This is a genomic window from Mesorhizobium silamurunense (genome assembly GCF_014843905.1).
GTDB classification, from domain to species: Bacteria; Pseudomonadota; Alphaproteobacteria; order Rhizobiales; family Rhizobiaceae; genus Mesorhizobium; species Mesorhizobium silamurunense.
In genome coordinates this window covers 57,431-71,029 of record NZ_LPVS01000075.1, presented here as the reverse complement: position 1 = coordinate 71,029, position 13,599 = coordinate 57,431, and the positions used below count along the sequence as shown (strand labels likewise).

Genomic DNA, 13,599 nt, shown 5'->3' with positions numbered 1-13,599 from the left:
TTTCGGGATCAGCCGGCGCTCTGGATCATGTAGAGCTTGCGCGTCGTCTCATGGATCAGCCATTCGCCCTTCCATCCTTGCGGCAGGACGAGGAGGTCGCCCGGACCGAGCTCGCGCATCTCGCCGTCGGCGCGGCTCACTTCCGCCCGGCCGGAAATGATGTGGCAGATTTCCGACGAGCCCGAACGGTCGGCGGTGAAACGGCCGGGCGTGCATTCCCAGATGCCAATGTCGATCGTGCCGTCCGGAGACTGGAAGAGGGAGCGAACAGCTTCCACCTGATCCCCTTCGATCGAGGTCGGCTTTCGCGAAAAGGCGCCAATGTCGGCCTTGGCGAGGTCGTGGAAAGTCGAAAGATCGATCAAGTCGGGCTCCATAGATCAAAGCAATTCCAGGAAAAGTATGCAGCGGTTTTCCGTCCGGAATTGCGTGGAAAAATAGCTGGAGCGGTTCGGCTAATGCCGAACCGCTCTAGTGGCCAGTGATGCTGTCGGCCAGAGCGGCAAGCTTCGAGGTATGCGCGAGCCCCGCCGCCTCGCGTTGGTCGGCGATGCGGTAGAGCTGGTACATCGAATGCACGCCGAGCCAGCGGAAGGGCTCCGGTTCCCAGCGCCGCACCTTGCGGTTGACCCAGGGCAGCCGCGTTAGCTCCGTATCCTGGCCGAGGATCAGATCGGCAAGCGTGCGGCCTGAAAGGTTGGAACTCGAGACGCCGAGCCCGACATAGCCGCCGGCCCAGCCGATGCGGGTCCTGGGGTCGAGGCCGACCGTCGTGCACCAGTCGCGCGGCACGCCGAGCACACCGCACCAGGCATGGTCGATGCGGCATCCCGCCGTCTGCGGCAAAAGCGTGGTCAGGATCGTGTGCAGCTGGTCGATCGTCGCCTGTTGCGTCTGGCCGTTGACGTCGGTGCGCGAGCCATAGCGATACGGCACCCCGCGCCCGCCCATGGTGATGCGCCCTTCGCGCGTGCGCTGGGCATAGCAATAGGCATGCGCCGCATTGCCGAGCAGCTCATGTCCTTCCCAGCCGATCTCGCGCCAAAGCCCGGGCGACAGCGGCTCGGTGACGATCTGCGCGCTGTTCAGCGCCAGCCATGTCCGCTCTTCTCCGGGGATGCCGGCCGTGAACCCTTCTGTCGCGCGGAGGATGGTTTCGGCGCGGATCGTGCCACGATCCGTGGTGACGGTGCCCTTGGCGATCGCCGTCACCGTCGTCTTTTCGTAGATCGGTACGCCGAGCCGCTCGACCCTTTCCGCCAACCCACGCACCAGCTTGGCCGGCTGCACCCGCGCCTGTCCATGGATGACAAAGCCGCCCATGACATTCCGGATGTTGATGCGTGCGCGTGTCGCGTCGGCGTCGAGCAGTTCGATGCGCTCGGGGTCGCTGTCCCAGGAGCGGATCGTCTCGCACTCCTCGCGCACGCGCTCCAGCTGCGCCGGATTGGTGGCGACGGTCAGATTGTCGGCGCGGCGGATGTCGGCCTCGATACCTTCCTCGGTCGCCACCCGGATCACTTCGTCGACGCAGCCGGCCATCGCCTTCTGCATGGACCAGCCGAAGCCGCCCGACAGCCAGCCGCCATTGCGCCCCGAGGCACCGAAGCCGGCGAACTCGCGTTCGAGCAACACGATGCGCAGCGAGGGCTTCGCCTTCTTCAGATAATAGGCGGTCCAAAGCCCCGTATAGCCGGCCCCGACGATCGCGATATCGGCTTCGATATCGCCTGGCAAGCGCGGACGCGGTGCGGGGACCGCGCCCAGATCCGCATACCAGAACGAGATGTCGCCATTGCGCTTGACTTGCATGGGATGGTTTCCAGGAGGGTAGGAGAGAGGGTTCAGGTGAGCGTCGTGTCGGCCGTGCTGTCGTCGGCCAGAAGCTTGGCGTCGGCGCCGTCGAAGCAGAGCTCCACCTTTTCGCCGAGGCCAAAACTCTCGCCTGTCAGCGGCGAGCGCACGATCGCCACGGAGCCATCGGCGAGTTTCACTTCGTATTTCGATCCGGAGCCGAGATAGATCGCTTCAGCAATCGTGCCCGACAGCCGGTTGGTGCCGGCGGCCGCCGTCTGTCCGGCCCGGCGGAGGCTGAGTTTTTCCGGCCGCAGCAGCATGACCGGATTGGTCTCGCCCGCAAGCCGGCGCGGCGCCGTGACCGCCTCGCCGGCGATGGTCAGCGCGGTGCTGGTGCCGTCGCTTCTCGCCTCGCCGCGCAGCACGGTGGAGTCGCCGATGAAGCGGCCGACGAACAGCGTCGCCGGCTCGTCATAGAGCTGGCGCCCGGTGCCGACCTGCTCAATGCGCCCGCGGTTGAACACCGCGATGCGATCCGACAGCACCAGCGCCTCCTCCTGGTCGTGCGTGACATAGACGAAGGTGGTGCCGAGCTCGCGATGGATGCGCTTGATCTCGAGCTGCAGCCACTCGCGCAGCTTCTTGTCGAGCGCGCCGAGCGGCTCGTCCATCAAGAGCAGCGGCGGATCGAAGACGATGGCGCGTGCCAGCGCCACGCGCTGCTGCTGGCCGCCCGACAATTCGCTTGGATAGCGGTGCGCGAAATCGCCCATCTTGACCATGTCGAGCGCCCTGGCGACGCGCACCTTGCGCTTCGCCTGATCGACGCCGCGCAGCGTCAGCGGATAGGCGACGTTGCGGCCGACCGTCATATGTGGAAACAGCGCATAGTGCTGGAAGACGACGCCGATATTGCGCTTGTGTGCCGGCACGCCGACGACGCTCTTTTCCCCGACCAGCAGCTTGCCGCTGGTCACATCGGTGAAGCCGGCGATCACATTCAGCGTCGTCGTCTTGCCCGAGCCGCTCGGCCCAAGCAGCGTCATGAACTCGCCGGGTTCGATCCCGAGCGACACGCCGTCTAGCGCCTTGAACGCGCCATACGCCTTGGTGACGGATTCGAGGTCGATCGCCGCGCCGCGATTGTCCGGTCTTGGGTTCATAAGCGTCCCTTCCGCTCGCGGCCAAGAAGAAGCATGCCGGCCCCGATCAGGATCGTGGTGGCGCACAAAAGGATCGTGCCGACGGCGGCGACCGTCGGATCGGCGTCGCGCGTGATCGAGGAAAAGATCTGCACCGGCAGCGTCTTGAGATAGGGGTTGGTGATGAACAGCGAGACGATGATTTCGTCGAATGACGTCGCGAAGGCGAATAGCAGGCCCGACAGGATGCCGGGCAGGATCAGCGGCAGCGTCACGGTCCGGAACGTGGTGAGCGCGCCGGCGCCGAGGCTCGCCGCCGCCGTCTCCAGGCGCCTGTCGAACACTTCGAGATTGGCCGAGACAGCGATCAGCACGAAGGGAAGCGCCAGGATGGTGTGCGCAAGCACGAAGCCGGACAACGTCCCGACGAGCTGGGCATCGAGATAGACAGCATAGATGCCGATGGCCAAAACCACGCCCGGCACCACCATTGGCGTCAGCATCAGCATCCGCAAAAGGCTCGCAGGGCGCGCCTTCATGCGGTCGAGCCCGAAGGCGGCGAGCGTGCCGAGCACCGTTGCCAGCACCGCCACGATCGAAGCGACCTTCAGCGAATTGAGAAAGCTGGTCGACCATTCCGAATTGGTGGCGAAATTCTGATACCACTGCCAGGAAAAGCCCTGCGGCGGGAAGGCAAGCGACTTGTTGCCGTTGAAGGACATCGGCACGACGACGAGCGTGGGCGCCACCAGCCATATCGCCACCAGCAGGCAGACCAGGCCGAGAACGAGGCGGGTGAGCGGCTTCATCTCCATCAGCGCCGCCCCGCTTCTCGGTGCCGCGACCGCATCACCGGCGCTGCGAGCGCCAGCAGCAGGAAGGTCGTGACCAGCAGCACCACGCCCATGGCGCCGCCGCGTCCCCACTGCAGCAGGCTGAGCACCTGGGTCTGCACCAAAGTCGACAGCATCGTCGAGCGCGGCCCGCCGAGCAGCGCCGGCGTGATGTAGAAGCCCAGCGCCAGGATGAAGACGATGATCGCGCCGGCATAAACGCCGGGCAGCGACAGCGGCAGATAGACCGTGAAGAAGGCGCGGGACGGCCGGGCGCCCAGGCTGCGCGCCGCCTGCACCAGCTTGAGGTCGATGCCTTTCATCACGGAATAGAGCGGCAGGATCATGAAGGGCAAAAGCACCTGAGCCATGCCGATCACCACGCCCGTCTGGGTGCGGATCAGTCGGATGCCGGTGAAGCCGGCCGAGCGCAGGAGCGAATTGATGACGCCGGAGTCCTGCAGCAGGATCACCCAGGACAAGGTGCGCACCACGCCGCTCACCCAGAACGGGATCAGCACGCAAAGCACCAGCACGAGCCGGATGCGCGGCCCGACGGCGGTCATCAGATAGGCATAAGGATAAGCGCACACAACGCAAACCAGCGTGACCCAGGCCGAGATGGTGAAGGTGCGTTGCAGCACCGCGAGATTGACCGGCGCGCCGAAGAACCAGACATAGTTCTGCGCGCCCCATTCCGGTTCCGACAGGCTGCGCAGCACGATGGTGATCAGCGGATAACCGATCACCGCAGCAAGCAGCACCAGCGCCGGCAGCGTGAGCGCGAACGGCCGCCATGCCCGCCCCGGCCGCACTGCGGCAGCGGGTTGGGTCGTTGGCTCGAGCGCGCTCACCGGCTTTGCCTCCGTCAGCCGGTCAGTTGCCGGCCATCAGCGCGGACCACTTTTCCTGCGCCAGCGGGAAGTTCTCGACCCAGAACTTGATGTTCTGCTTGTAGCCCTGTTTCTGGCGCTCGGGCGTGTTGGTCAGGAAAGCGGCGACGGAAGCGTCGACCTTGGGCTGCGCGTCGTTGTTGATCGGCGTGTTGGAGGTCTGCTGCGCCAGGATCTCCTGCGACTGCTTACCGAGATAGGCGTTGAGCAACGCATAGGCGGCATCCGTATCCTTGACGCCGACGGGAATCGTCATCTGGTCCATCACCACCAGCCAGTCCTGCCAGGCGGGCGCGTATTTGGCGCCGTTCTTGACCGCCGTCATGGCGCGGCCGGTCCACATCATCAGCATGTCCGCTTCGCCGGACTCGGCGAGCTGCTGCGATTCAGCGCCCGTCTTCCAGTAGATCGTGTCGGGGCCGAGCTTGCGGATCACGTCGATGGCCTTGTCGATGTCGCCGGCCGTCATCGCCTTCGGATCGCCGCCAGCCGCCTTGAAGGCTTGTTCGAGCAGGCCGCCGGTCGGATCGCCGGAGCCGTCGAGGCCGCGCACACCCGGGAACTTTTCAATGTCGAAGAAGTCGGCCCAGCTCTTGGGCGGGTTATCCTTGTACTTCTCCTTGTTGTACATCAGCACGACGCCGTAGTTCATCGCCGGCACCGAGCATTCGCCGACCTGGCCTTCGGGAATTTTCGAGACGTCGAGCTTGGAGAGATCGAGCTTCTGGAACAGCTTGCCGCAATAGACGTAGGGCGGCAGGTCGGCGGTATCGACGACGTCCCAGGTGACATTGCCGGATTCGACCTGGGCCTGCAGCTTGGCGATCTCGGTCGGGCCGTCATTGAGCAGCTTGACGCCGGACTTGTCGACGAATTCCTTCAGCGCCGCCGCCTGGCCGTCCTGGTAGATGCCGCCATAGGAGACGAAGGTCAGGGTCTTGCCCTTGAGCGAACCGTCCTTGACCTCGCCCGCCACAGGCTTGTCCTGCGCGAAGGCGGCGGTTGTCAGAACACCAAGCGCCAGCACGGCGCCAAGACCTGCGAATTTCGACTTCAACATAACTGTAACTCTCCCATTGAGGCCCGCGTTTAGATCGGACTACCTGGCCGCGAGCGGTTTCCAGGGCTTGTATTGATCGAGCTCGGCGCGCGCCGAGGTCGGCGGCGCGATGATCCACATCACCTCGGCCCGGCCGCTGCCGATGTTCTCGCTGCGATGCGGTGTCGATGTCGCGTATTCGATACTGTCGCCCTCTTCGAGGACATGGCGTGCGTCGCCGAGTGAGACCTCGACGACGCCGCGAAGGACGACGAGCATCTCGTGCGCGTCGCCATGCGTGTAGAGCGCGGAGCCGGTCGAGCCGCCGATGTCGAACTCGCCGACATAGACCTCCATGTCGCTCAACGGCGGACGTGACAGCAGCATCTTGCGGCAACCGTCGCTGGGCGGAAGGCTTGGCCGTTCGCTGCGCCGGAGCACGCCATGGTTCTGCGTCGTGCTTTCCTCGAACAGCATAGCGACGCTCACGCCCAGCGCCGAGGCCATCTGGTTGAGCGAGGCGGTGCTGGCGCCGGTCAGCCCGCGCTCGAGCTGGCTGATGAAGCTGGCGCTTGTCCCGGTCGCCTCCGCGAGGTCGCGCAACGACAGCCTGCGGGCGAGGCGAAGGCTCTTGAGCCGCATGCCCAGCACCCGCTGGGCATGGGTCGCGGCCGAGCCGGCACCGTTTGCCGCCGGAGCCTGGCTGTCATCCGAAGCCTTGGGCATCCCGTGTTCCTCCACTTAACACTTTGTACAGTACCACTGTACAGATGGCAAGCGGCAAGAATCCAGGCGTTGGCCATTCCCCGATCGCCGACCAGCGGAACCGGTTCAATGGAAGTTGTATCCGCCCAAAAGTTCGGGTCAGCCCTCGCCGGCGAGATCGCGCCGCGCCTTGTCCAACTCCTCGGCATAACGCCGCATCAGGTGGCTTTCGGTGAGCAGGCCGAGAACGGTGCGGTCGTCGAAATCCTCCACGACGGCCAGTTCTTCGGCGCCGGCACGCTGGAAGGTCTCGGCGGCGGACTGGACGTTCATCGACGGCACCAGCACCGCGTCCTTGAACTGCGCGAGCGCCCTGACCGGCGTCTCTCCGTCTGACAGATCGCTGTGCAACTCGGCGACAAGCAGCACGCCGACATAATGCTGGCCCTCTTCGACGGCGATGACGCGCTGCGCCGAGCCGAGCGGGATTTCCTTGCGGAACTCGGCCAGTGTCGTCGAGGCGTCGATGGTGCGGACGTCCTTGCGCATCATCGAGCCGACGTTGAGGCTGCGCATCCAGCCGACATCGTGGGCGCTGCGGATCGTCTCGCCGCGCAGATGGAAGCGCCAGGTCGAGAAGGAGTAGCCGAAGGTCTCGCGCACCAGGATCGCCGACATGATCGATGCCGCCAGCACCACGCCGGTGAGCGTCAGGTCGCGGGTGGATTCCAGCGCCAGGAAAGTCATGGTCAGCGGACCGCCGACGACACCGACGGCAAGCGAGGTCATGCCGACGACGGCGGCAACCGCCGGATCGATGCCTGTCGATGGCGCGGTCAGCGCCATGACGCCGGCAAAGACCTTGCCGAGCAGTGCGCCCAGGAACAGCGAGGCAAAGAACAGGCCGCCGCGGAAACCGGAGCCGAGCGAGATCGCCGAGGCGGCGAGCTTCAGCACGAAAACGCTGGCCACCACGGGAAGCGCGTAGTTCATGGCGAACTCGCGATGCAGTGCGCCATGCCCGCTGGAAAGCACCTGCGGCGTGACCAGCCCGAGCAGCCCGACAACGATGCCGCCGAGGAAGGGCCTGGCCGAAGCGTCGATCGCCAGCCGCACAAAGACGCGCTCGACAATGCTCACCAGATGCATGATCGCGATGGACGCCGCCCCACCGAGGAGTCCCAGCAGGAGAAACGGCACGTACTCGCTTGCGGTCAGCGTCGGCAGGCCGGAAAGTTCCAGCGGAAACGGCACCCCGCCGAACACTTCCGCCGTCAGCGAGGCCCCGATCGCCGCCGTCATGACCGGCGCGACATTAGCCACCGAGTAGATGCCGATGACCAGCTCGAAGCCGTAGAAGGCGCCGGTCAGCGGCGCGTCGAAGGCGGCAGCGATGGCGCCGGCGGCGCCGCAGCCGACCAGGATGCGGATATCGTTGCGGCGTAGCCGGAAGGCGCGCGCCAGCCGCGAGGCGATGCCGGAACCGATCTGCGTGTAGCCGGCTTCCAGACCGACCGAGGCGCCGAAGCCGCTGGAGATCATGGTCTGGACGACGATGATGAACGTATCGGTGAGCGACATGCGCCCGCCGTAGAGCGCATTGGCTTCGATCGGGTCGACCGGCGTTCTGAACTTCCGCCTTCTTAGCCAGATCACCGAAAGGCCGAGCAGCAGGCCGCCGATTGCCGGAAACATCGCCTGCACCGGATTGGCCAGCGAGAACATCGCGGAAAGCCGCCCGCCCGGCTGCACGTCGAAGAGCAGGAAGTGCATGCCTTGCACAAGCGCGCTCATGCCGGTGACCAGCGCGCCCGCGATCATGCCGACCACACCCGCCATCAGCACGATGACGATGCCGCGCGCCTCGAGCACGGGGATCGAATTGATCAGCACCGCCCGAAGCCGGCGGGCGTAGACTTGCGGTTCGTTTCTGGCAGGCAACAGAGCGGCTCGCCGGTATGCGGAGGATGGATGCTGCCGTGCCTGATACGCCCGGCGGCAATGCGTGGCAACCGCAATGCCGACCGCATGTGGCGCCATTTTGGCGGTTCGCCGATTAGCGAAGATCAGGCTGCTCGTCAGTCGCCGCGAAGGCCGGAAAAGCTCATCGGTCGAAGATGGTCAGCGGCCCGCAGTCGTCTTCCGCGACGAAGATCGCCAACAGCTTCGGCCGGCTCCGTTGCGCTCGCACTCTCCGCGAAGAGATGCACCGTGCCCGGCGGCTCGAACCAGGTCGTCCCTTGCCGAACGTGCCGGCCGGTCCGCCCTCGAGCTGCGGGCGCAGCCTGCCCTTGAGCACGAAGGCCGTGACCGAGCCGGGATGCCGATGTCTCGGCGTATAGGCATTCGGCGGAAACCCGACGAGCGCCGTGGCGATCGAATGCCCCGGAACGTTCGGCAGTTTTTCGCAGGACAGCGGCTTGACCGTGGTGGCGGGGCGCGCCGCCGCCCCTTCTCCCTGCGCCCGCCCCCATCATATGGTTATGCGCACCCAGCCCATCGGCGGCGATGCTTGCCCTGTTGCCTTGGGCAATCGCCGCGCCGAGCAGGGCCGAGCCAATCGCGGCAACGCCGAGCAGGGCAAGATTTCGGACAGAAGCAGCTTCAATCATGGCGGCGCTCCTGTTTCACACAGCCAGCCGGAAGTCCGCGCGCCAGCCGAGCTCGCTGACAACCTTGTCGGTCGTGATATGGCTGTTCGGCTCCGCGACATTGAAGGCACCTGGCGCACCGCGCTCGGCGGCGAGCAGCGCCGCATAAGCGGCGGCATCGACATGCAGCGCCGGATCGGCAGCGGTCTCCGCTCCGGTGCCGGGCCCATAGAGGTGCCCATAGCGCAGCACGATGCCGGTCATGGGCGAGGCTTCGAGAACTTGCCGTTCGAGCGCGATCACGCCGCCGACGCTGATGCCGCGGCCGCCCTCTGCGCCGCCGTCGAGCGGATCGGTTTCGGCATGCGGCTCAGGTCCGGGCGCATAGGCCCAGGCGATGCTTTGCGCGATCAATCGGCGCGCACCGCCTGACTTCGCGGCCTCGACCAGGTTTCGGGTTCCCTCATCGCGGATACGCGCGTTCCCGGCGATCGCTTCGGCCATTTTTCCGGGATCGAGCCCGGCCGGCAGGTCGGTGAGTTGGTGGATGACGATCTCGGGCTTCGCCGACGCGACCGCCGCGCGCAGACCGCTGGCATCGAACACGTCGACCACCACCGGATCGGCGCCGAGCGCGCGAAGCTCCTCGGCCTTCGCGGCCCGACGCGTCGTCGCCGTCACCCGATGGCCGGCGTCCAGCAGTTGCGGGATCAGGCGGCGGCCAATCGCGCCAGAACCACCGGCAAGAAAGATTCGATAGCCCATCGTCTTCCGCTCCATCCTGCGATAATATCAGAGTTCGAACAAAATATAAGAGCTCTGATATCATGCGCAAGCAGGAAATGCCGCCCGCAATTCCCGCTGCCGGCGAAGGCAAGCGCGGCGAGGAAGGCTATCTCGGCTACCTGCTGCGACAGGCGGCCGGTGCTTACAGGCTGCGGGTCGAGCGCGCGCTGGATGAATTCGGCGTCACGCAGCCGCAATTTGCGACGCTGACCATACTGTCGGCCTATCCCGGCATATCCAACGCCGACCTCGCCCGGCTCGCGGTGCTCACGCCGCAGACGGTGAGCGTGATCGTCGGCAATCTGGAAAGAGCAGGCTCCCTCGTCCGCAAGCCGCATGCGGTGCACGGGCGCATCCAGCACCTCGACCTCAGCGACAGCGGACGCGCCTTGCTGAAGAAATGCCGCGAACGAGTGCAGAAGCTTGAACGCGAACTCACCGCTGGACTTTCCGCCAACGAGGAGCGCGCCGTCCGCCGCTGGCTGGTCAGCGTCGCGATGGCGGGCGCGACTGGTTAGGTCGCAGTGCCCTCGCCCGCTTCATAAAGTGTGAGCTTCCGATCCCCGATGCCGAGCTCTGCCCAGCTTGCGCGCCATTCGGCGATGTGGCCCGACCTGAAGTGTGCGTCGAGCGCCGCGCGGTCCGTCCAGGCTTCCGAAACATGGATCGAGCAGGGATCGAGAACATCCTGCGCATAGGAATACTCAAGGCAGCCGGGTTCGGCGCGGCTGGCCGAGATCATCCGCTCCATCGCCGGCCTGGCGTCGGCCAGCCTCTCGGGCGGTACCCGAATCGTGCCGATGATCAGGAGCATGCTCTTGTCCTCGCGATATCCCGACGACCTTTGCCGCCCTTCCACGTCGCGCCGTCATCCGGACCCGGCAGTAGCCCTTCTCCCACCCTCGCGCAAGCTTGGCCGGTTACGGTCGGGGGCCTGCCTTTGCGCTGGGCAAGTCTGGATTCGAGGACGACATGGCGATCAGCGAAACAATCCCGTCCGGCGTGGTGGCCAAGAATGGCCGCGACGTCTTCTTCGCGCTCGGCATCGTCGTCATCCTGGCGGTGCTGTTTCTGCCGATCCCAGCCTTTCTCATCGATATCGGCCTTGCCTTCTCGATCGCGCTCTCGGTGCTGATCCTGATGGTCGCGCTGTGGATCCAGCGGCCCCTGGATTTCTCCTCCTTCCCGACCGTGCTGCTCATCGCCACCATGCTGCGGCTGTCGCTCAACATCGCCACCACGCGCATGATCCTCTCGCACGGCAATGAGGGCACGCATGCCGCCGGCTACGTCATCTCGGGCTTCTCGAAGCTGGTGATGTCGAGCGACTTCGTCATCGGCCTGATCGTGTTCATGATCCTGATCGTGGTGAACTTCATCGTCATCACCAAGGGCGCAACCCGCATCGCCGAAGTCGGCGCGCGCTTCACGCTCGACGCCATCCCCGGCAAGCAGATGTCGATCGACGCCGACCTGTCCGCCGGCATGATCGACGAGAAGACGGCGCAGCTCCGCCGCCGTGAGCTGGAGGAAGAATCCTCCTTCTTCGGCTCCATGGACGGCGCCTCGAAATTCGTGCGCGGCGATGCCATTGCCGGCCTGATTATCACCGCCATCAACATCGTCGGCGGCATCGCCATCGGCTATCTGCGCCACGGCATGGGCCTCGGCCAGGCGGCCGACGTCTTCATCAAGCTCTCGGTCGGCGACGGCCTCGTCACCCAGATCCCGGCGCTCATCGTCTCGCTCGCCGCCGGCATGCTCGTCTCCAAGGGCGGCACCCGCGGCTCCGCCAACCAGGCGGTGTTCGGCCAGCTCGGCGCCCATCCGCGCGCGCTCTATGTCGCCGCCTCGCTGCTGGTCATCCTCGGTCTGATGCCCGGCCTGCCGCTGTTTCCGTTCTTTGCTCTCGCCGGCGCCATGGCCGGCCTCGGCTACATCATCCCGCTGCGCCACAACCGCGAGCTGGCCGCCGCGGAGGCCTTGAAGAACCAGGAGAAGGCGAACAAGGCCGAAGAGGAAAAGAACTCGGTCAAGGCATCTTTAGCCACCGCCGAGATCGAGCTTCTGATCGGCAAGCAGCTCTCGACCCGGCTGCTGGTGGCGCACCAGGAACTGGTGTTCCGCATGTCGAAGATGCGCAAGAAATTCGCCCAGCAATACGGCTTCGTGGTGCCGGAGGTGCGCGTGGCCGACGACTTCGCCATCCCGCCGAAGAGCTATCAGATCAAGGTCCACGGCACCGTCGTCGCCGAATATCAGATGCGCGTCGGTGAGGTCATGGTGCTGCTCGGCACGCGCGGCGTGCCCGATATCCCCGGCGAGGAGATTCGCGAGCCGGCCTTCGGCATGCGCGCCTATTCGGTGCTCGAGACTTTCGCCGAAGACCTGAAGCGCGAGAACTACACCTTCGCCGACAACATGTCGGTGCTGCTCACCCACCTCTCCGAGGTCATCCGCAACAATCTGCCGCAACTTCTGTCCTACAAGGACATGAAGGCGCTGCTCGAGCGGCTGGACCCCGAATACCGCAAGCTCGCCGACGAGATCTGCACCTCGCACATCTCTTATCCGGGCCTGCAGGCGGTGCTGAAGCTCCTGCTTGCCGAGCGCGTTTCGATCCGCAACCTGCACCTGATCATCGAGGCCATCGCCGAGATCGCGCCGCATGTGCGCCGCACCGAGCAGATCGTCGAGCATGTCCGCATCCGCATGGCGCAGCAGATCTGCGGCGACCTCTCCGAGGGCGGCATGCTCAAGGTGCTGCGCCTCGGCAACCGCTGGGACCTCGCCTTCCATCAGAGCCTCAAGCGCGACGCCAAAGGCGAGGTGCGCGAGTTCGACATCGACCCGCGCCAGCTCGAGGAGTTCGGCCAGGACGCCACCAAGGCGATCCGCAAGCATCTCGAGGCCGGCGAGCGCTTCGTGCTCGTCACCGCGCCGGACGCCCGCCCCTATGTGCGCATGATCATCGAGAGGCTCTTCACCACGCTCCCTGTGTTCAGCCACGTCGAGATCGCCAAGGGCGTCGAGATCAAGGTGCTCGGAACGATCTCGTGAACGCGCTTTCGCAAGGCGTCGTCATCGCCGCCTTCCTTGCCTTCTGCCGCATCGGTGCCTGCTTCATGCTGATGCCCGGCCTGTCGAGCGCTCGCGTGCCGATCCAGGTCAGGCTGTTCGTGTCGGTCGCCGCCACCGGCGGCCTGCTCGCCTTTCTGTGGGATCGTATCTATCCTTTCGCCGACCCGCGCCCGCAGGTGCTGGCGCCGATGATCGTCTCCGAGCTTCTGGTCGGCGGGCTGATCGGCGCGATGACCAGGCTCTACATGGAAGCGCTGCGCTTCATGGGCTCGGCCATCGCCATGATGATCGGCTATGGCGGCTCGGGCGGGCCGGCAATCGAGGAGCCCGAGCCGCAGGCGGCGCTTGCCGCCATCATCTCGTTCTCGGCGCTGCTCCTGCTTTTCGTCTTCGACTTCGATCATGAGATCGTGCGCGCGCTGGTCGCTTCCTACACGGTCGCCCCGGTCAACGTGTTCTTCAACCCGCAAGCGGCGCTCGTCGACGTCACCGACACGGTATCGGACGCCTTCTTCCTGGTGATACGCCTGGGCAGCCCCTTCGTCGCCTATGCAATCCTGGTTAATCTGACGATCGGCTTCGTCAACAAGCTGACGCCGCAGATCCCGGTCTATTTCATTTCGCTGCCCTTCGTCATCGCGGGCGGCCTGATCATCTTCTACTTCGCCATCGGCACCTTGCTGTCGCTGTTCGTCGACGGCTTTGTCGACCTCACGCTGGCGAGGTAGCTTG

14 protein-coding genes are annotated in these 13,599 nt (G+C 65.4%); 3 read left to right on the top strand and 11 right to left on the bottom strand.

Annotated features, from left to right (window positions below):
- Window positions 1-8: 8 nt before the first annotated feature.
- The 10 genes from AU465_RS21370 to AU465_RS21325 all read right to left on the bottom strand — a co-directional run bounded on the left by AU465_RS21370 (window position 9) and on the right by AU465_RS21325 (window position 9,765).
- A complete protein-coding gene (locus AU465_RS21370) occupies window positions 9-377 on the bottom strand; it encodes a cupin domain-containing protein (protein WP_192252519.1) in 369 nt (122 codons plus the stop codon).
- Between the two features lie 94 nt (window positions 378-471).
- Complete coding sequence (locus AU465_RS21365) at window positions 472-1,812, bottom strand: NAD(P)/FAD-dependent oxidoreductase (protein ID WP_192252516.1); 1,341 nt, start codon at window positions 1,810-1,812, stop codon at window positions 472-474.
- A 32-nt stretch (window positions 1,813-1,844) separates the two neighbouring features.
- On the bottom strand, window positions 1,845-2,960 hold the full coding sequence (locus tag AU465_RS21360) for an ABC transporter ATP-binding protein (protein WP_192252513.1): 1,116 nt from the start codon (window positions 2,958-2,960) through the stop codon (window positions 1,845-1,847).
- Window positions 2,957-3,754, bottom strand: coding sequence for an ABC transporter permease (locus tag AU465_RS21355; protein ID WP_192252510.1), 798 nt, complete (start codon window positions 3,752-3,754; stop codon window positions 2,957-2,959). Before AU465_RS21355 ends, AU465_RS21360 begins: the two co-directional genes overlap by 4 nt.
- Window positions 3,754-4,626: an ABC transporter permease gene (locus tag AU465_RS21350; protein ID WP_192252507.1), complete on the bottom strand. Its 873-nt coding sequence runs from the start codon at window positions 4,624-4,626 to the stop codon at window positions 3,754-3,756. Before AU465_RS21350 ends, AU465_RS21355 begins: the two co-directional genes overlap by 1 nt.
- Before the next feature lie 22 nt (window positions 4,627-4,648).
- Window positions 4,649-5,725 (bottom strand): extracellular solute-binding protein, encoded by a 1,077-nt coding sequence (locus tag AU465_RS21345; protein ID WP_192252504.1) that lies wholly within the window; start codon window positions 5,723-5,725, stop codon window positions 4,649-4,651.
- 39 nt (window positions 5,726-5,764) lie between these two features.
- Window positions 5,765-6,430, bottom strand: coding sequence for a helix-turn-helix domain-containing protein (locus tag AU465_RS21340; RefSeq protein WP_192252501.1), 666 nt, complete (start codon window positions 6,428-6,430; stop codon window positions 5,765-5,767).
- A gap of 138 nt (window positions 6,431-6,568) precedes the next feature.
- On the bottom strand, window positions 6,569-8,350 hold the full coding sequence (locus AU465_RS21335) for a chloride channel protein (RefSeq protein WP_192252498.1): 1,782 nt from the start codon (window positions 8,348-8,350) through the stop codon (window positions 6,569-6,571).
- 137 nt (window positions 8,351-8,487) lie between these two features.
- Complete coding sequence (locus tag AU465_RS38045) at window positions 8,488-9,021, bottom strand: cupin domain-containing protein (protein WP_246506302.1); 534 nt, start codon at window positions 9,019-9,021, stop codon at window positions 8,488-8,490.
- 15 nt (window positions 9,022-9,036) lie between these two features.
- A complete protein-coding gene (locus tag AU465_RS21325) occupies window positions 9,037-9,765 on the bottom strand; it encodes an NAD-dependent epimerase/dehydratase family protein (RefSeq protein ID WP_192252495.1) in 729 nt (242 codons plus the stop codon).
- A gap of 62 nt (window positions 9,766-9,827) precedes the next feature.
- Here AU465_RS21325 and AU465_RS21320 point away from each other — a divergent pair, with 62 nt between their 5' ends.
- Window positions 9,828-10,304, top strand: coding sequence for a MarR family winged helix-turn-helix transcriptional regulator (locus AU465_RS21320; protein ID WP_192252493.1), 477 nt, complete (start codon window positions 9,828-9,830; stop codon window positions 10,302-10,304).
- Here AU465_RS21320 and AU465_RS21315 read toward each other — a convergent pair.
- Window positions 10,301-10,600, bottom strand: a complete 300-nt coding sequence (locus tag AU465_RS21315; RefSeq protein ID WP_192252490.1) for a putative quinol monooxygenase — start codon at window positions 10,598-10,600, stop codon at window positions 10,301-10,303. The genes AU465_RS21320 and AU465_RS21315 overlap by 4 nt on opposite strands.
- 158 nt (window positions 10,601-10,758) lie before the next feature.
- Between AU465_RS21315 and flhA the strand changes: the two genes are divergently transcribed.
- Both flhA and fliR read left to right on the top strand, forming a co-directional pair.
- Entirely contained in the window at window positions 10,759-12,846 is a 2,088-nt protein-coding gene (gene flhA, locus AU465_RS21310) for a flagellar biosynthesis protein FlhA (protein WP_192252486.1), read from the top strand.
- Complete coding sequence (gene fliR, locus AU465_RS21305; protein ID WP_192252483.1) at window positions 12,843-13,595, top strand: flagellar biosynthetic protein FliR; 753 nt, start codon at window positions 12,843-12,845, stop codon at window positions 13,593-13,595. Before flhA ends, fliR begins: the two co-directional genes overlap by 4 nt.
- Window positions 13,596-13,599 lie beyond the last annotated feature (4 nt).

Coding starts and splice junctions, on each gene's coding strand:
- AU465_RS21325 (WP_192252495.1), bottom strand. CDS start 9,765: ATGGGCTATCGAATCTTTCTTGCCGGTGGTTCTGGCGCGATTGGCCGC.
- AU465_RS21365 (WP_192252516.1), bottom strand. CDS start 1,812: ATGCAAGTCAAGCGCAATGGCGACATCTCGTTCTGGTATGCGGATCTG.
- flhA (WP_192252486.1), top strand. CDS start 10,759: ATGGCGATCAGCGAAACAATCCCGTCCGGCGTGGTGGCCAAGAATGGC.
- AU465_RS21315 (WP_192252490.1), bottom strand. CDS start 10,600: ATGCTCCTGATCATCGGCACGATTCGGGTACCGCCCGAGAGGCTGGCC.
- AU465_RS21360 (WP_192252513.1), bottom strand. CDS start 2,960: ATGAACCCAAGACCGGACAATCGCGGCGCGGCGATCGACCTCGAATCC.
- AU465_RS21320 (WP_192252493.1), top strand. CDS start 9,828: ATGCGCAAGCAGGAAATGCCGCCCGCAATTCCCGCTGCCGGCGAAGGC.
- AU465_RS21345 (WP_192252504.1), bottom strand. CDS start 5,725: ATGTTGAAGTCGAAATTCGCAGGTCTTGGCGCCGTGCTGGCGCTTGGT.
- AU465_RS38045 (WP_246506302.1), bottom strand. CDS start 9,021: ATGATTGAAGCTGCTTCTGTCCGAAATCTTGCCCTGCTCGGCGTTGCC.
- AU465_RS21340 (WP_192252501.1), bottom strand. CDS start 6,430: ATGCCCAAGGCTTCGGATGACAGCCAGGCTCCGGCGGCAAACGGTGCC.
- AU465_RS21370 (WP_192252519.1), bottom strand. CDS start 377: ATGGAGCCCGACTTGATCGATCTTTCGACTTTCCACGACCTCGCCAAG.
- AU465_RS21355 (WP_192252510.1), bottom strand. CDS start 3,754: ATGGAGATGAAGCCGCTCACCCGCCTCGTTCTCGGCCTGGTCTGCCTG.